Annotated in this window: 13 protein-coding genes; 10 read left to right on the top strand and 3 right to left on the bottom strand. The window is 69.3% G+C overall.

Annotation, left to right across the window (positions count from 1 at the left end; genetic code table 11):
• Nucleotides 1-46: 46 nt before the first annotated feature.
• Nucleotides 47-1,297 carry a sugar ABC transporter substrate-binding protein gene (locus AB0D53_RS02090; RefSeq protein ID WP_362438603.1) on the bottom strand — a complete coding sequence of 417 codons (1,251 nt, stop codon included), beginning with the start codon at nt 1,295-1,297 and terminating at the stop codon, nt 47-49.
• A gap of 250 nt (nt 1,298-1,547) precedes the next feature.
• Between AB0D53_RS02090 and AB0D53_RS02085 the strand changes: the two genes are divergently transcribed.
• Complete coding sequence (locus AB0D53_RS02085) at nt 1,548-2,543, top strand: acetylxylan esterase (RefSeq protein WP_362438601.1); 996 nt, start codon at nt 1,548-1,550, stop codon at nt 2,541-2,543.
• Nucleotides 2,544-2,581: 38 nt separating this feature from the next.
• On the opposite strand, the gene AB0D53_RS02080 is transcribed toward AB0D53_RS02085, so the two are convergent.
• A complete protein-coding gene (locus AB0D53_RS02080; RefSeq protein ID WP_362438599.1) occupies nt 2,582-3,649 on the bottom strand; it encodes a LacI family DNA-binding transcriptional regulator in 1,068 nt (355 codons plus the stop codon).
• Between the two features lie 171 nt (nt 3,650-3,820).
• On the opposite strand from AB0D53_RS02080, the gene AB0D53_RS02075 reads away from it, so the two are divergent.
• The 9 genes from AB0D53_RS02075 to AB0D53_RS02035 all read left to right on the top strand — a co-directional run bounded on the left by AB0D53_RS02075 (nt 3,821) and on the right by AB0D53_RS02035 (nt 16,523).
• Entirely contained in the window at nt 3,821-4,300 is a 480-nt protein-coding gene (locus tag AB0D53_RS02075) for a MarR family transcriptional regulator (protein ID WP_362438595.1), read from the top strand.
• A gap of 87 nt (nt 4,301-4,387) precedes the next feature.
• The gene (locus AB0D53_RS02070) at nt 4,388-4,945 is read left to right on the top strand and encodes an isochorismatase family protein (RefSeq protein ID WP_362438592.1); all 558 of its coding nucleotides are present in this window, start codon (nt 4,388-4,390) and stop codon (nt 4,943-4,945) included.
• Between the two features lie 261 nt (nt 4,946-5,206).
• On the top strand, nt 5,207-7,642 hold the full coding sequence (locus AB0D53_RS02065) for an ABC transporter family substrate-binding protein (protein ID WP_362438589.1): 2,436 nt from the start codon (nt 5,207-5,209) through the stop codon (nt 7,640-7,642).
• A 578-nt stretch (nt 7,643-8,220) separates the two neighbouring features.
• The gene (gene typA / locus AB0D53_RS02060; protein WP_362438586.1) at nt 8,221-10,092 is read left to right on the top strand and encodes a translational GTPase TypA; all 1,872 of its coding nucleotides are present in this window, start codon (nt 8,221-8,223) and stop codon (nt 10,090-10,092) included.
• Nucleotides 10,093-10,642: 550 nt separating this feature from the next.
• The gene (locus AB0D53_RS02055; protein ID WP_362438583.1) at nt 10,643-12,286 is read left to right on the top strand and encodes an ABC transporter substrate-binding protein; all 1,644 of its coding nucleotides are present in this window, start codon (nt 10,643-10,645) and stop codon (nt 12,284-12,286) included.
• Between the two features lie 150 nt (nt 12,287-12,436).
• Nucleotides 12,437-13,363, top strand: coding sequence for an ABC transporter permease (locus AB0D53_RS02050; RefSeq protein WP_266414763.1), 927 nt, complete (start codon nt 12,437-12,439; stop codon nt 13,361-13,363).
• Nucleotides 13,356-14,306, top strand: a complete 951-nt coding sequence (locus AB0D53_RS02045) for an ABC transporter permease (RefSeq protein WP_362438579.1) — start codon at nt 13,356-13,358, stop codon at nt 14,304-14,306. The genes AB0D53_RS02050 and AB0D53_RS02045 overlap by 8 nt, the downstream gene beginning before the upstream one ends.
• Before the next feature lie 14 nt (nt 14,307-14,320).
• Entirely contained in the window at nt 14,321-15,379 is a 1,059-nt protein-coding gene (locus AB0D53_RS02040; protein WP_362438576.1) for an ABC transporter ATP-binding protein, read from the top strand.
• Nucleotides 15,372-16,523 (top strand): dipeptide ABC transporter ATP-binding protein, encoded by a 1,152-nt coding sequence (locus tag AB0D53_RS02035; RefSeq protein WP_329818062.1) that lies wholly within the window; start codon nt 15,372-15,374, stop codon nt 16,521-16,523. Before AB0D53_RS02040 ends, AB0D53_RS02035 begins: the two co-directional genes overlap by 8 nt.
• Before the next feature lie 193 nt (nt 16,524-16,716).
• Here AB0D53_RS02035 and AB0D53_RS02030 read toward each other — a convergent pair whose 3' ends face one another.
• Entirely contained in the window at nt 16,717-17,802 is a 1,086-nt protein-coding gene (locus AB0D53_RS02030) for a dipeptide ABC transporter ATP-binding protein (RefSeq protein WP_362438573.1), read from the bottom strand.
• Between the last annotated feature and the right edge of the window lie 24 nt (nt 17,803-17,826).

The raw sequence follows: 17,826 nt of genomic DNA, 5'->3' as shown, positions 1-17,826 counted from the left end.
ACCTTGGCCGTCTGCGCGGCCTTTGAGGTCATGGTGCGCATGACTCCTACTTCACGAGGCCTTCGATTTGGGACTGGGCCGTCTTGAGCGCGTCCTCGGCGGACGCCTTGCCCTGGGTGACCTTGGCGATGGCCTGGTCGACCTTGTCCGTGATCTCGGTCCAGTTGGACAGCGACGGCGACGCCTTGGCGCTGTCCATCTGCTTCTTGAACACCTGGAGGTTGGTGTCGTCGGCGAGGTCGCCGGAGGTCCACGCGGAGGTGTTGGCCGGCAGGTCCTTGGTGCGCTTGTACCAGTCGGCCTGGCCCTTGGTGTCCGTCAGGTACTTGATGAACTCGGTGGCGGCGGCCTTGTGCCCACTGTCCTTGGAGATCACCAGGGAGGAGCCGCCGGCCATGGAGACGGAGGACTTGTCGGCGGGCACGTTGGCCACCGCCCACTTGCCCTTGAGCTGCGGCTGGCCCTCGTTCAGCAGGGTGACGTGCCAGGGGCCGCCGAAGAACATCGGGACGCGGCCGTTGCCGAAGTCCTTCACCACGTCGTAACCGGGCTGCACGGACTTGTTGGAGAGCCCCTTGTCGAAGTACGAGCCGTACTCCTTGAGCGCCTTGACGGCCTCGGGGCTGTCGATGACGGCCTCGCCCTTGTCGTTGACGATCTCGCCGCCGGCCGAGTACAGGAACGAGTAGAAGTTCTGCACCGTGTCCAGGCCGCTGGGCTGGATGGACAGGCCCCACTTGGTCCCGGCCTTCTTCTGGTAGGCCGTGGCGAGGTCCTGCATCTCCTTCCAGTTGGTCGGAGCCTTGGTGATGCCGGCCTTCTCGGCCAGGTCGGTGCGGTAGTAGAGGACGCGGGTGTCGACGTACCACGGCACGCCGTACGCCTGGCCGTCGACCTCGCCCTGCTTCCAGCCGGACTGGAAGTAGTCCTTCTCGTTGAAGGTCTTGGTGTCGACCGGCTCCAGCACACCGAGCTCGGCGAACTCGCCCATGTAGCTGCCGCCCATCTGCGCCACGTCCGGCAGCGTGCCGGCGGCGGCCGCGGAGACCAGCTTCTGGTGGGCGACGTCCCAGCCGACCGGAGTCACCTTGACGGTGATGTTCGGGTTGGCCTTCTCGTACACCTTGGCCACATCCGCGAGCTTCTCGCCCTCGGCCCCCATGGCCCAGACAGTGAGCGTCTGCTTCTTGTCCGCGGCGACGTCGTCGCCACCGGAGCTGCCGCACGCGGTGAGACCGAGAGTGAGCGCAGCCGTGACTGCGATACCGATCGAGGCGTTTCTGGCGGTGCGGGACATGGAGGGCTCCTCCTCGAGCAATCCGGATGTATGCGCTGCCTGTAAGCGCATACATCACTCTGCGGCAGAGATTCAGGAATCCGCAAGAGGGTGCTAGGTCACACTCGTGCAACGTGCTGGACATCTGAATGTTCAACTTGGCACGGTAAGTGCGTTGTTTGCGAAATTGGGGATGATGTGACCGATTTCGCTGCGGGCTCCATGATCAACGGCCTGTACCGCCGCGGACGCGGCCGATACGGTCGGGGTCATGGCTTCGTTCGAACACGATTTCCCCTTCGACCCGACGTACGGGCACACGCTCAAAGACCTGCTGGACGTCCCCGCTCCCGCCGCTCCGGACGACTTCGACGCCTTCTGGCAGGCCCGCTACGCGGAGGCCCGCAAGGTCGCCACGGAGCCGGAGCTCGGGCCGCCGGAGGAGGAGCGCGACGGGGTTCGGATCCACGGCGTGACCTTCACCTCGGTGGGCGGGGTGCGGCTCGGCGGCTGGCTGGCGCTGCCCGTCGAGGGGCCGGCGGAGTACGGATTCGTCATCGGACACGGCTACGGCGGCCGGGAGGAGCCGGGCCCCGACGTGCCGCTGCCGCTGCCCCGGGCCGCGGCGATCCTGCCGTGCGTACGGGGCATGAAGTCACGCGGACTGCACCCGGGCATCCCGGACGTGTCCGCCGCGCACGTGCTGCACGGCATCGAGTCGCGCGACACGTATGTCATCGGCGACTGCGTGGCGGACCTGTGGTGCGCGGCCTCGGCGCTGGGCGAACTGGTGCCGGAACTGGCACCGGGGGAGGGCGGCCCCGGGCTCGGGTACCTCGGGGAGAGCTTCGGCGGCGGGCTGGGCGCACTGGCGCTGCCCTGGGACGACCGCTTCGGCGCCGGGCAGCTGACGGTGCCCACCTTCGGCAACCACCCGCTCCGGCTCACCCTGCCGTGCATCGGCAGCGGGGAAGCGGTGCGGGAGTACCGCGTCGGCCACCCCGGGGTCACCGAGGTGCTGCCGTACTTCGACGCCGCCACGGCCGCGACGCGGCTGGAGACGCCCACGCTGGTGGCCGCGGCGCTCTTCGACCCCTCGGTGCCGCCGCCGGGGCAGTTCGCCGTGCACAACGCGCTGGCCGGTGAGCACGAGCTGCTGGTGCTGGACGCGGGGCACTTCGAGTACGAGGGCACTGCGGCGGAGGCGGCGGAGCTCCGGGCGGCCCGGCAGCGGTTCTTCGGTGAGCGGCTGGGCCGCCGGGCCTGAGGAGCGGTACGGGGCCGGCCCGCCCGGGCCGGTTCCCGTCAGCCGCAGCCGCAGCTGGCGCGGCGGATCAGGGACACGGGAAGCGTGAGCGAGACCGGCTCGGCGCCGCTGTTGCCCAGCCGCTGCACCAGCAGCTCCACCGCCTGCTCGCCGAGTCGGCGGATCGGCTGGCGCACGGTCGTCAGCGGCGGCCGGACGATCCGGCTCAGCGGAATCCCGTCGAAGCCGGTCACCGCGATGTCCTCGGGCACCCGCACCCCGCGCCGCTCCAGTGCGCGCAGCGCGCCCACCGCCATCTGGTCGTTGGCGAAGAGCACCCCCTGAGGCCGTTCGCCGGGCCGGTCGAGCAGCGCCTCCGCGGCCCGCGCGCCCTCGGCCTGCGTCATCATCTCGGCCCGCAGATCGGGCTCGTCCGGCACCGGGAGCCCGGCCTCGCGGCACGCCTGGCGGAAGCCGTGGAACCGCGCCTCGGCGTCCGGCGACTCGGCCTCGCCGCCGACGAAGGCGAGCCTGCGCAGCCCGTGGTCCTCGATCAGGTGGCGGGCCAGTTCGCGCTCGCCGTCGGCGTTGGCGACGACGATGTGGTCGAGATGGTCGATCTCGCGGGGGCCGGCGATCATCACCACCGGAAGCCGGCGCGATATCACTTCGAGGTCCTCGGTCGGCACGGTCTGCGCCAGCACGGCGAAACCGTCGACCCGCCCCGCGACCTTCGCGACGAGGCTCTCGGGACCGCCCTCCAGCGAGGCGGCGATCAGCAGCGCGTAGCCGTGCCGCCGCGCCGCCCGCTCCATGCCGCGGATGATCTGGTCGGAGTAGAGCATCACCGCGTCGTCGGTGTCGCTGTCCGCCTCGGCGTCGGCCTCCGCATCGGCCTCGGCGTCGGGGTCGGCCATGTCGGGGAAGCAGAGCCCGAGCACGCCGGTGGTCCGGCTGGCCAGGCCCCGGGCGTTCCCGCTGGGTACGTAACCGAGCTGGCGGGCGGCTTCGAGGACCCGCTCACGGGTCTGGGCGCGTACCGAATCGGGGGTGCGGTAGACCCGCGAGACCGTGGCAATGGAGACGCCCGACCGCTCGGCGACGTCGTACACCGTTGGCGCGCTCACTCGACCGACCGTCCGCTTCTTCTTCTGTACCGAAGCACCTGCTGTTGCATGTACCGACCCTCTTCTGAAAGCGCATTCACCCTAGATCGCACGCCGCGTGACGGGCAAGACCGTCCCATGGAATGACAGGCAACCTTGCAAGGTGACCTGTGCATCTTTTACGTTGAGGGCATGCCGGAACCGACTGGAGCCACCCCCGCCGGGCGTCGCGCCGCCCCGTCCGCCGAGCCGGACGCCGAGCAGCTGGCGATCCGGCTCACCGCCGTGGTCGGCCGGTTGCTGCGGCGGCTGCGCAGTACGTCCTCGGGGGGTCTGCTCACGCCGACGCAGCGCTCGGTGCTCGCCAGGCTCGACCTGGAGGGGCCGGCCACCACGGCCGCGCTGGCCCGTGCGGAGTACGTGCGTCCGCAGTCCATGCGGCTGACCCTCGGCGCGCTGGAGAGTCAGGGGCTCGTCGAGCGGGCACCCGATCCGGCGGACGGCCGCAAGTCGGTGATGTCGCTCACGGAGTCCGGGGCCGCGGCACTCGCCGAGGTCCGGGCCGCCAAGCGCGACTGGCTCGCCCGGGCCGTGGCGGCCGAGCTCGACGGCGCCGAGCGCCGCACCGTGGCCGAGGCCGTCGAGCTGCTGGACCGGCTGACCGGGCACTGACGACCGGCACGACTCCCGTATCTCTCGCACCCCGACCCGCACCCGTCGGAACCGAACCGTTCACCCACGCCACCCAGGAGCACCACTGTGACCGCCACCACCCTCGACCCGAAGACCGCCCTGGTCGTCGTCGATCTCCAGAAGGGCATCGTCGGCCTGGACGCCGTCCACCCCGCCGCCGACGTCGTCGCAAAGTCCGCCGCCCTCGCCGACGCCTTCCGCGCCAAGGACCTCCCGGTCGTCCTGGTCCATGTCGTCGACGGCGCGCCCGGACGCAACGAGACGTCGACGGGAGCGGGCGGCGCGCTGCCCGCCGACTGGGCCGACATCGTGCCCGAGCTCGGCCCGCGCGAGGGCGACATCGTGGTCACCAAGCGCACCTGGGGCGCCTTCCACGGCACCGACCTGGACCTGCGGCTGCGCCGCGCGGGCGTCACCCAGATCGTCCTCACCGGCATCGCGACCAGCGTCGGCGTCGAGTCCACCGCCCGCTCGGCGCACGAGCACGGCTACCACGTCACGATCGCCACGGACGCGGTCACCGACAGGGACGCCGACGCCCACCGCAACAGCGTCGAGAGGATCTTCCCGCGCCTGGCCGAGACGGACACGACGGAGGCGATCGTGGCGCTGCTCGGCCGGTAGCCCGCCAGGTGGCCTCCGATCCTCCTGGCCGGGCCGGTCCCCGTGGGCCGGCCCTCCTCACCCGTGCGGCGCTGCAGCCGGGGCCGCTGCGCCGCACGGGTGAGGTTTCGGGCCGTCGCGCCGTGTCTGCGCCTCCTCTCGCGCGGGGGCGCTTTCAGTGGAGGGACGGAACCAGTGTGATCAACTGCAAATGCCACCAAAAACGCTCAATCCGGCACACCCGCTGACGGGTGGGCCGGGCCGGCCCCGGAGGTATCAGCCATGTCCCACGTCGGCGTCCCGCGGGGGACGGCCCGAAAGCGCCGCTCTCTCGCGCTCCTCGCGACGGGTGTGCTGACACTCCCCGTGCTGGCGGGCTGCAGCTCCGGCGACGACGGCTCCGCCGCCGGGTTCGCACCCCAGGACATCGCGGTCACCGGCCGTGACCTGGTCGCCGAGGGCGGCACGGTCGACTGGGCGATCGACTCCGTGCCCGCCACCCTCAACACCTTCCAGGCGGACGCCGACAGCTCCACCACCCGGATCACCGGCGCCCTGCTGCCGACGCTCTTCCCGCTGGACGCCAAGGGCAGGCCGCAGCTGAACCCGGACTATCTGGAGTCCGCGAAGGTGGTCGAGACCGAGCCCAGGCAGGTGGTGCTCTACCGGCTCAACCAGCAGGCGGTGTGGAGCGACGGCCGGGAGATCGGGGCGCCCGACTTCGTCGCCCAGTGGCGGGCGCTGAGCGGCCGGGACTCGGCGTTCTGGACCGCCCGCAACGCCGGCTACGACCGCATCGAGAAGATCGAGCGCGGCGCCGACGACCTGGAGGTACGGGTCACCTTCGCCAAGCCGTACGGGGACTGGCGCTCGCTGTTCTCCCCGCTGTACCCGAAGGAGGTGACCGGCTCCCCGAAGGCTTTCAACGACGGGGCGCGGACCACCCTCAAGGCCACCTCCGGCCCCTTCCGGCTGAGCGGGGTGGACAAGAAGAAGGGCGAGGTCACGCTGGTCCGCAACCCGCGCTGGTGGGGCAGTCCGGCCAAGCTCGACTCACTGGTCTTCCGGGCCGTGGCACCGCAGGACCGCGCCGCGGCGCTGGCCGCGGGCAAGGTCGATGTGGCCGATGTCGACGCCGCGGCCGCGCACCGGATCACGCAGGCGGCCGGCGGCAAGGCCGCGAACGGGCAGCCGCTCGCCCAGGGCCCCGGCGCCGCGCCCGATCCGGCCGCCGCCCTGCGCTCCTGGGCCGAGGCACACGGCTCGGACGCCGAGCAGGCCGCAGCCGCGCAGGCGGCCAGGGAGAAGAGCCGGGCCGCCGCCGAGGCGCACGCCGCCGAGCAGGGCCGGCTGAGCGCCTACGTGGTGCGCAAGTCGCTGGAGCCCGCCTACACCCAGCTCGCGCTGAACGGCGAGTCCGGGCCGCTCGCCGACGACCGTGTGCGCCGGGCGGTCGCCCGTGCACTGAACCGCCAGGAGCTCGTCGACACCGTGCTGGGGCCGCTCGGTCTGCCCGCCCGGCCGCTCGGCAGCCACCTGGCCCTCGCCGGACAGCCGGCGTACGAGGACAGCAGCGACGCGCTCGGCGGCCAGGACACCGAGGAGGCGCAGGCGCTGCTGGCCGACGCGGGCTGGACGCCGGAGGGCGCGGTCAGCAAGACGGACGGCACCAAGGCGGGCAGCGAGGCCGGGAAGAAGAGCGGGAAGGACGCGGAGAAGAAGAGCGCGGGCCCGGCGGCCGGGAAGGCGGGCAGCACGGACGACAAGGCCGGCGACACCGCGGACCGGCACGGGTCCGCCCCCGACGACGGCCTGTACATCGTCGGCGACGACGACAAGTCCGGCGACGGCGACAAGCCCGGCGGCGACAGGTCCGGCGACGGCGACCACCGCGGCGACGGCGACCCGGTGGGCGGCGCCGCCACCCACGTACTCGCCCCCGCCCCCGCGGCCGGGTTCCACCGTTCCGTCCTGCTGAGCCAGGCCGGATACCTCTCCGAGTCCGGTACGTCGCAGGACGTGCCCGCCCGGGTCTCCGCCCAGGACAGGCGGCCGGGCGGCGCCGCCGGCGCCTACGCGCCGGCGGGCACCGCGGCCCCCGCGCAGGGGGCCGACGGGCGCCGCGGTCCGCTCGGCAAGGACGGCAAGCCGCTGACCCTGCGCTTCGTCCTGCCGTCCGGCCCCGGGGCGGAGCCGCTGCGCAGCGTCGGGGACAAGATCTCGGCGATGCTCGATTCGGTCGGCATCCGTACGGAGATCACCAAGGTGTCCGACGAGAGCTACTTCCAGGACCACATCGCCTCCGGCGACTACGACCTGGCCCTGTACTCCTGGCCCGCGACCGCCTACCCGGCGACCGACGACCGTCCGATCTTCGCCAAGCCGGTGCCCGCCACCGACGGCTCGCTGCTCGTCGAGCAGAACTACACCCGCGTCGGTACGGACCACATCGACCAGCTCTTCGACCAAGCGGTCTCGGAGCTGGACGAGGGCAACGCCCGGGATCTGATGAAGCAGGCCGACGCCCGGATCTGGGCCGCCGCAGGATCGATTCCGCTCTATCAGCGCCCGCAGCTCGTGGCGGCGAACCGGAAGCTGGTGAACGTCGGCGCCTTCGGTCTCGGGGCACCCCGCTACCAGGACATCGGTTTCAAGGCCCCGCAGGCGGCCGGAGCCCCGGCGAACCAGAAGAAGCACACATACGAGAAGCTGCGGTAGCGAGGAAGAACCAGCAGGTCAGAACAGCGCCGGAAGCTCAGAACTGGCTCAAATCCCTTGCCCGCCGGATTGTCCGGCGGGCAAGGTCGCTTCTGCCCGTCGACCCGGGTGGCCGCTCAATCCCCCCACCTCCGAGACCCCCACCCCGGAGCCCCCGGGGCCTGTCCTCCCCTGATCCGACCGACAGGCCCTGCTCCGGTTCTCCCGGAGATTCCGCTTCGGAGCCCCACCTCCGAAGCCGTGCGATCCCGTGTCCGCCTCCGCCGCCTGCCGTGCCGCGGCCGTGCCACCGGTGAAATCCACCGGAAGAACCGGCCACCGGGGCAGGAACGCGAGGCGGACGCGGGCTTTCACCGTTGCGGCCGTGCTCGTCGGCACGGGTGCGACCACCGTCGGCACGGGCCCGGCGGACCCGGCGGAGGCCGGTCCCGGGGGCGGGAAATCTCGCCCGGGAAGCCGCGGCGGCGCCAGCCCCGTACCATTGGACTAGCCGTGGCGCGTCCGCCCGGCGGGCGTACGAGGACTTGAGACCGACTTAGACGCCTGATCCCACGATCCGAGAGAAGCGCAAGCCACCCATGCCCACGCGCCACGACATCCGTAACGTAGCCATCGTCGCCCACGTCGACCACGGCAAGACCACGCTGGTCGACGCCATGCTCAGGCAGGCCGGCGCCTTCGCCGCGCACGCCGCCGAGAACCTCGACGAACGCATGATGGACTCGAACGACCTGGAGCGTGAGAAGGGCATCACGATCCTCGCCAAGAACACGGCGGTGAAGTATCACCCCAAGGACGGCGGGGACCCGATCACGATCAACATCATCGACACCCCCGGCCACGCCGACTTCGGTGGTGAGGTCGAGCGAGGTCTGTCGATGGTGGACGCGGTGGTGCTCCTGGTCGACGCCTCCGAGGGCCCGCTCCCGCAGACCCGCTTCGTGCTGCGCAAGGCGCTCTCCGCGAAGATGCCGGTCATCCTCTGCATCAACAAGACCGACCGCCCCGACTCCCGGATCGCCGAGGTCGTCGACGAGACCTACGACCTCTTCCTGGACCTCGACGCGGACGAGGACCAGATCGAGTTCCCGATCGTCTACGCCTGCGCCCGTGACGGCGTCGCCTCGCTGACCAAGCCGCAGGACGGCACCGTCCCGGCCGACAGCGACAACCTGGAGCCGTTCTTCTCCACGATCCTGGCGCACGTCCCGGCCCCGGAGTACGACGAGGACGCCCCGCTCCAGGCCCACGTCACCAACCTGGACGCCGACAACTTCCTCGGCCGTATCGCGCTCTGCCGCGTCGAGCAGGGCGAGCTGCGCAAGGGCCAGACCGTCACCTGGATCAAGCGCGACGGCACGATGTCCAACGTCCGCATCACCGAGCTCCTGATGACCGAGGCGCTCACCCGCAAGCCGGCCGAGGTGGCGGGCCCGGGCGACATCTGCGCCATCGCCGGTATCCCGGACATCATGATCGGCGAGACCCTGGCCGACCCCGAGAACCCGATCGCGCTGCCGCTGATCACGGTCGACGAGCCGGCCATCTCGATGACCATCGGTACGAACACCTCGCCGCTGGTCGGCAAGGGCGGCAAGGGCCACAAGGTCACCGCCCGCCAGGTGAAGGACCGCCTGGACCGCGAGCTGATCGGTAACGTCTCGCTCCGCGTCCTGGACACCGAGCGCCCCGACGCCTGGGAGGTCCAGGGCCGCGGTGAGCTCGCGCTGGCCATCCTCGTCGAGCAGATGCGCCGTGAGGGCTTCGAGCTCACGGTCGGCAAGCCGGAGGTCGTCACCAAGCAGATCGACGGCAAGACGCACGAGCCGATCGAGCGCATGACGATCGACTCCCCCGAGGAGCACCTCGGCGCGATCACCCAGCTGATGGCGACCCGCAAGGGCCGTATGGAGACCATGACGAACCACGGTTCGGGCTGGGTCCGCATGGAGTGGATCGTTCCGTCCCGCGGTCTCATCGGCTTCCGTACCGAGTTCCTGACGCAGACCCGCGGCACGGGCATCGCGCACTCCATCTTCGAGGGCCACGAGCCGTGGTTCGGCGAGCTGCGCACCCGTCACAACGGCTCGCTGGTCGCTGACCGTTCGGGTTCCGTGACGCCGTTCGCCATGGTCAACCTCCAGGAGCGCGGTGTCATCTTCACCGAGGCCGGCACCGAGGTCTACGAAGGCATGATCATCGGCGAGAACTCCCGCGCCGACGACATGGACGTGAACATCACCAAGGAGAAGAAGCTCACCAACATGCGTGCGGCTTCCGCCGACACCACGGAGAACGTGGTGCCGGCCCGCAAGCTCTCCCTGGAGCAGTCCCTGGAGTTCTGCCGCGAGGACGAGTGCATCGAGGTGACCCCGGAGACGGTCCGTATCCGCAAGGTCGTCCTCGACCAGAAGGAGCGCGGCCGCGCCGCGTCGCGCGCCAAGCGCTGATCCAGTACCGGGCGCCGGGTGCGCCCGTATGAACAACGGGGCCCGGCCTTCCGTCAGTTGACGGGAGGCCGGGCCTTGTCGTGCGATGGCGCGGGAGACGTCCGGGGGGCGTCCGGGAGCACGATGGTGCACCCGGTGTTGCATTCGGTGTTGCTTCAGCAACCACACGGAGCCGATGGCGCATTGTCAAGCAGGCCGATCAGGCCTCTGTCCAGTGGTTTTCCCCGGCGATCCGTCCGCATATCGATCGTCGCTCTCCGAAAGCTGCGTTAACGGTCCGTTTCGAGGGTGTCTGTCTGGGATCGCTTTGTCCGGATTTCGGGCAATCGAGCTTCCTCGATGTTGTTAAAACGAGACCCTTTAAGTGTGGTTTACAGCCCGGTCGTACTTAATAGTTGGCTCCATTGAGCTCGGGTCAATGGGTCACGCACTGTGGGGAGTGCCGACTCACGAGCACACTAGGGGCACTGAACGATCACCGTCAGGGGTGTCGGTGTATCACTCCAGTGCCCTTCTTGTAGTCAAAAGTGGACTCATGAGGAGGAAACCCATGCGTGGTGCCAAGAGCGCCAAGTGGGTCGCGGGAGCGGCCATCATCGCCCTGGCCGCGACCGCCTGTGGTGGTAACGACAAGGGCAGTGACAGTGGCATGAAGTCCGGCAAGGCGGACCCGAACGGGATCCTGACCGCCCAGCTCGGCGAGCCGCAGAACCCGCTCCAGCCGGCGAACGCCAAGGAGAGCCAGGGCAGCCGTGTCCTGCGCACCATCTTCTCCGGCCTGGTCGACTACGAGCCCGGCACCGGCAAGCTCGTCTACGTGAACGCCGAGTCCGTGACGCCCAACGCGGACTCGTCCGTGTGGACCGTCAAGCTCAAGCCGGGCTGGAAGTTCCACGACGGCACCACGGTCACCTCCAAGTCCTTCGTGGACTCCTGGAACTGGTCGGCCAACGTCAAGAACAACCAGACCAACTCCAGCTGGTTCCAGGACATCAAGGGCTACGAGGACGTCCACCCGGAGAAGGGTGCGCCGAAGTCCGACAAGATGTCCGGCCTGAAGATCGTCGACGACAACACCTTCACGATCACCCTGAACGGTCCGGTCTCGTACTTCGCGTACAAGCTGGGTTACGACGTCTGGGCGCCGCTGCCCGAGTCCTTCTTCAAGGACCCGGCCGCCGCCGGCCAGAAGCCGATCGGCAACGGTCCCTACAAGTTCGTCTCGTGGGACCACAAGAAGCTGATCAAGGTCCGGAAGTTCGACGGTTACCAGGGCCCGAACAAGGCCAAGAACGGTGGCATCGACTTCAAGAACTACACCACCGCCGACGCCGCCTACTCGGACCTGCGGTCGAACAACCTCGACTGGATCGAGCAGATCCCGACGACGTCGCTCACCAGCTACAAGCAGGACCTCGGCGACCGTGCCATCGACGCCGAGTACTCCGCGGTGCAGTCGATCGTCCCGGCGTTCTACACCAAGCAGTTCAAGAACATCGACCCCAAGGTCATCCAGGGTCTGTCGATGGCGATCGACCGTGACACGATCACCAAGACCGTGCTGCACGGCACCCGTACCCCGGCCGACTCGTTCGTCGCCCGCGGTGTGCTCGGCTACAAGCCCGGCGCGCTCGGCGACATCGTGAAGTACAACCCGGCCGAGGCGAAGAAGCTCATCAAGGACGGCGGCGGCGTCCCGGGCAACAAGATCTCGATCCAGTTCAACGCCGACCAGTCCCACAAGCCGTGGGTCGACGCGGTCTGCAACAGCATCCGCAAGGCGACCGGCGTCGAGTGCGTGGGCGACTCCAAGCCCGACTTCCAGGCCGACCTGAACGCCCGTGACAACCACCAGGTCAAGTCCATGTACCGCGGTGGCTGGGTGCTCGACTACCCGGTCAACTCGAACTTCATGCGCGACCTGTACGGCTCCACCGCCGCGGGCAACACCTCGGGCTACTCCAACAAGGAGTTCGACGCCCTCGCGGCGAAGGCCGACAAGGCGAAGACGCTCGACGAGACCGTCAAGATGTACCAGGACGCCGAGCAGCTCCTGAAGAACGACATGCCGGCCATCCCGCTGTGGTTCTACAAGGTCAACTCCGGCCAGTCGACGAACGTGTTCGGCAAGATCGTCTACGGCCAGGACGGCGACCCGATCTTCACCGACGTCCAGGTCAAGGCCAAGAAGTAACTTTCGGGATCCGACGGCCGGTTCCGCCGCTCCTCTCCGGGGGCGGCGGAACCGGCCCGTAGGCGTCGGCCCCGGGGCTCTCCCCCCACACCCCGCGGCGGAGACCACTCTGACAAGGCCATCGCCGACCCCTCACGGCATGGAGGCATGATGGGGCGTTACGTCGCAAGGCGACTGCTCCAGATGATCCCGGTATTCATCGGGACCACTCTGATTATTTTCCTCATGGTCCACATCCTTCCCGGCGACCCAATCCGGGCGATGTGGGGAGACAAGGCGGCAGACCCCGCACAGGTCGCGTCGCTGCGCCATGAGTTCGGGCTCGACCAGCCCCTGTGGAAGCAGTACATCGACTACATGGGCAATCTCTTCCAGGGCGACTTCGGCAAGACCTTCGGTGGTCGCGAAGTCATCGACGAGATGTCCGAGTCCTTCCCGGTGACCCTGCGGCTGACCGCCGTGGCGATGCTCATCGAGATCATCGTCGGTATCGGGCTCGGTGCCTGGGCAGGTCTGCGGGCCGGCAAGGCCGCCGACACCGGCGTACTGATCTTCACCCTGATCGTCATCTCGATCCCGGTGTTCGTGCTCGGCTTCCTCGCCCGCTTCGTCCTCGCGGACCAGCTCGGCTGGGTGGCACCGAACGTCCAGGACTCCACGGACTACGCGCAGTTGTTCCTGCCGGGCTTCGTGCTGGCCATGCTCTCCATGGCGTACGTGGCACGGCTGACCCGCACCACCTTCGCGGAGAACCTGCGCGCCGACTACATGCGTACCGCGATGGCCAAGGGCCTGCCGCGGCGCCGCATCATCGGTGTCCACCTGCTGCGCAACTCGCTGATCCCGGTCGTCACGTTCCTCGGTACGGACGTCGGCGGTTTCATCGGCGGCGCGGTCGTCACCGAGGGCATCTTCAATGTCCAGGGTGTCGGAAACCTGCTCTTCAAGGCGCTGCAGCAGCGCGAGGGTTCGACGATCGTCGGCGTCGTCACGGTCTTCGTCCTCGTCATCCTTGTGATCAACCTGCTCGTCGACCTGCTGTACGCGGTCCTGGACCCGAGGATCCGGTATGCCTGACGTCACCGAGACCAAGACCGAAGCGGTGGTGGACGCCACCGCCGCGCCTTCGGCCGCCGACGGCCACAAGGAGCAGGGCAAGCCGCGCAGCCTCTGGGGTGACGCCTGGTTCGACCTGCGCCACCGCCCGATGTTCTGGATCTCCTCGATCCTGCTGCTCCTCCTGCTGATCATCGCGGCCTTCCCGGGACTCTTCACCGGTGCCGACCCGCGCGACGGCGACCTGACCAACCACTTCCTGACCAAGCCGGAACTGGGGCACTTCTTCCAGGCCGACTGGTTCGGCTACGACGGCCAGGGGCGCTCGATCTACGCGCGTGTCATCTACGGCACCCGCGCCTCGATCCTGGTCGGCGTCGGCGTCACCGCCGCGGTCACCCTGGTCGGCGGGCTGCTGGGCATGCTGGCCGGATACTTCGGCGGCTGGCTCGACTCGATCATCTCCCGGGTCACCGACATCTTCTTCGGCATCCCCTTCCTGCTCGGCGCGATGGTCGTCCTGAACGCCTTCACCGACCGCAAGGTGTACGTGGTGATCCTGGCCCTGGCCTTCCTGGGCTGGACCTCGATCTGCCGTGTGATGCGGGCCTCCGTGATCACCGCCAAGCAGGCGGACTACGTGACGGCGGCGCGCGCGCTCGGCGCCGGCACCCCGCGGATCCTCTTCCGGCACGTCCTGCCGAACGCGCTCGCCCCGACGATCGTCGTGGCCACCATCGCGCTCGGCGGGTACATCTCGGCCGAGGCGACGCTCTCGTTCCTCGGACTCGGGCTCGCGGACCCGACGATCTCGTGGGGCATCGACATCGCCGAGGGCAGCCAGGCCATCCGGGACAACCCGCACGCGCTGCTGTTCCCGGCAGGAATGCTCAGCCTCACGGTCTTCGCGTTCATCATGCTGGGCGACGCGGTACGCGACGCCCTCGACCCGAAGCTGCGCTGAGGAGGGCGTACGACGTGACCATCATGGACAAGACAGCAGACATCCCGGCGCCCCGCGCCGGGGGGTCCGACGACGCACCGCTCCTCGATGTGCGCGACCTGCACGTGGAGTTCCACACGCGTGACGGTGTCGCCAAGGCCGTCAACGGTGTGAACTACAGCGTCGACTCGGGCGAGACCCTGGCCGTGCTCGGTGAGTCCGGTTCCGGCAAGTCCGTGACCGCTCAGGCGATCATGGGCATTCTCGACATGCCGCCCGGCAAGATCCCGCAGGGCCAGATCCTGTACCGCGGCCAGGACATGCTCACCATGAGCTACGAGGAGCGGCGGAAGATCCGTGGCCAGAAGATCGCGATGATCTTCCAGGACGCGCTCTCCTCGCTCAACCCCGTGCTCTCGGTCGGCTACCAGCTCGGCGAGATGTTCCGTGTCCACCAGGGACTCTCCAAGAAGCAGGCCAAGCTCAAGGCCATCGAGCTGATGGAGCGGGTCAAGATCCCCGCCGCCAAGCAGCGGGTCGGCGACTATCCGCACCAGTTCTCCGGCGGTATGCGCCAGCGCATCATGATCGCCATGGCGCTGGCGCTGGAGCCGGACCTGATCATCGCGGACGAGCCGACCACCGCGCTCGACGTGACGGTCCAGGCGCAGGTCATGGACCTGCTCAAGGAGCTCCAGACCGAGTTCAACATGGGGCTGATCCTGATCACCCACGACCTCGGCGTCGTCGCCGACGTCGCGGACAAGATCGCGGTCATGTACGCGGGCCGGATCGTCGAGACCGCACCGGTGCACGAGCTGTACAAGCGGCCCGCGCACCCGTACACCCGCGGTCTGCTCGACTCGATCCCGCGCCTCGACCAGAAGGGCCAGGAGCTCTACGCGATCAAGGGCCTGCCGCCCAACCTGCTCAAGATTCCGTCCGGCTGCGCCTTCAACCCCCGCTGCCCCAAGGCGGAGGACATCTGCCGCACGGAGATCCCGGCCCTGGTGCCGGTCTCCGAGCAGGACGGCAGCGAGCTGCCCGGACGCGGCAGCGCCTGCCACTTCTGGAAGGAGACGATCCATGGCTGAGCTCGACAAGACGGACGGTTCCATGGACGCCACCCCGAACGTCACCGAGGTCGTGACGGTCGACGCCGTCGACGAGTCGGCGGCGGTCGCGGCCATAGAGGCCCCGGTGGAGCGCGGTGAGCCGATCCTCCAGGTGCGCAATCTGGTCAAGCACTTCCCGCTGAGCCAGGGCATCCTCTTCAAGCGCCAGGTCGGCGCGGTCAAGGCCGTGGACGGGGTCTCCTTCGACCTCTACCAGGGCGAGACGCTCGGCATCGTCGGCGAGTCCGGCTGTGGCAAGTCCACGGTCGCGCGGCTGCTGATGGCGCTGGAGACGGCCACGTCCGGCGAGGTCTTCTACAAGGGCCAGGACATCACCCGGCTGTCCGGCCGCGCGCTGAAGGCGGTCCGCCGGAACATCCAGATGGTGTTCCAGGACCCGTACACCTCGCTGAACCCGCGCATGACGGTCGGCGACATCATCGGCGAGCCCTTCGACATCCACCCCGAGGTGGCCCCGAAGGGCGACCGGCGGGCCAGGGTCCAGGAACTGCTGGACGTCGTCGGCCTCAACCCGGAGTACATCAACCGCTACCCGCACCAGTTCTCCGGCGGCCAGCGCCAGCGCATCGGCATCGCCCGCGGCCTCGCGCTCAACCCGGAGATCATCATCTGCGACGAGCCGGTCTCCGCGCTCGACGTGTCGGTGCAGGCGCAGGTCATCAACCTGATGGAGAAGCTCCAGGACGAGTTCAACCTCTCCTATGTCTTCATCGCGCACGACCTGTCGATCGTCCGGCACATCTCCGACCGGGTCGGCGTGATGTACCTCGGCAAGATGGCCGAGATCGGTACGGACGCGGAGATCTACGACCACCCGACGCACCCCTACACCCAGGCGCTGCTGTCGGCGGTCCCGGTCCCGGACCCCGAGGCCCGTGAGCGCGGCGAGCGGATCATCCTGACCGGTGACGTCCCGTCGCCGGCGAACCCGCCGTCGGGCTGCCGCTTCCGTACGCGGTGCTGGAAGGCCCAGGACAAGTGCTCCACGGAGCTGCCGCTGCTGGCGATCCCCGAGCGCTTCAAGGGCTCGGACACCCCCGCGGCGCACGAGTCGGCCTGCCACTTCGCCGAGGAGAAGGACGTCGTCGGCGCTGCCTCGTAGCACGGCCCGAACGACGCGGAAGCGCCCGGAACCGATCGGTTCCGGGCGCTTCTTCCTTTTCCCGGAGCCGGGCGCGCAGGTGGCTCGGGTCAGTGGGCTCACGTGCTCGGCTCCGCGGGACCGGGGAGCCCCGCGTCCGGGGACCGGTCGGGTCCCTGTCCGCGAGGCGCCCCGGGGGGCCGGGGTGGGGGTGTCAGGCCCCGGCCTCGGGGTCCTCGGTGGTCTTGTCGGTCTTCGGCCGGGACGAGGCGTCACGGGGCTTCGGGAGGGCCGGGACGGTCTGTGCGTCCTCGGGGTGGTGGCAGGCCGTCAGATGGCCTTCCCGGCTGCCCTCCACCCGTACCAGCGGCGGGGCCTCGCTCGCGCACTTGTCCGTCGCCTTCCAGCAGCGGGTGCGGAAGCGGCAGCCCGAGGGCGGGTTGACCGGGGAGGGCACGTCGCCGACGAGGCGGATGCGCTCCCGGGCCGGCGTGTCGTCGGCGGTCGCCTCGGGCACGGCCGAGAGCAGTGCCCGGGTGTACGGGTGACGCGGGTTGCCGTACAGGTCCTCGCGGTCGGCGATCTCCACGATCTTGCCGAGGTACATGACCGCGACGCGCTGCGAGAAGTGGCGCACGATCGCCAGGTCGTGGGCGATGAACAGGAACGCGATGCCGAGTTCCTTCTGCAGCTTCTGCAGCAGGTTCACCACCTGCGCCTGGATCGACACGTCCAGCGCCGAGACCGGCTCGTCGGCCACGATCAGCTTCGGCTCCAGGGCGAGCGCGCGGGCCACCCCGATGCGCTGGCGCTGACCGCCGGAGAACTCGTGCGGGAAGCGGTTGTAGTGCTCCGGGTTGAGCCCGACGGTCTCCAGCAGCTCCCGCACCCGCGCCTCACGGCCGCCGGCGGGGTCGATGCCGTTGATCTCCATCGGGGCGGTGATGATCTTGCCGACGGTCTGCCGCGGGTTCAGTGAGGCGTACGGGTCCTGGAAGATCATCTGGATCTCGGAGCGGACCGGCGCCAGCTGCTTGCGGGTGGCGTGGGTGATGTCCTGCCCGCGGTAGGAGATCGTGCCGGCCGTCGGCTCCAGGAGCCGGGTGATCAGCCGGCCGGTGGTCGACTTGCCGCAGCCGGACTCGCCGACCAGGCCCAGGCTCTCGCCCTCGGCGACGCCGAAGTCCAGCCCGTCGACGGCCTGGACCGCGCCGACCGTCCGCCGGATCGGGAAGCCGCCCTTGATCGGGAAGTGCTTGGTGAGTCCGGAGACGTCCAGGAGGGGGTCTTTGCTGCTCATGGTGGGGAAGTCCCGTCTCTTGTA

It is taken from the genome of Streptomyces sp. NPDC048295 (assembly GCF_040652135.1).
Lineage (GTDB): Bacteria > Actinomycetota > Actinomycetes > Streptomycetales > Streptomycetaceae > Streptomyces.
The sequence above is the reverse complement of the archived record's forward strand: the minus strand, read 5'-3'. Positions and strand labels throughout refer to the sequence as shown.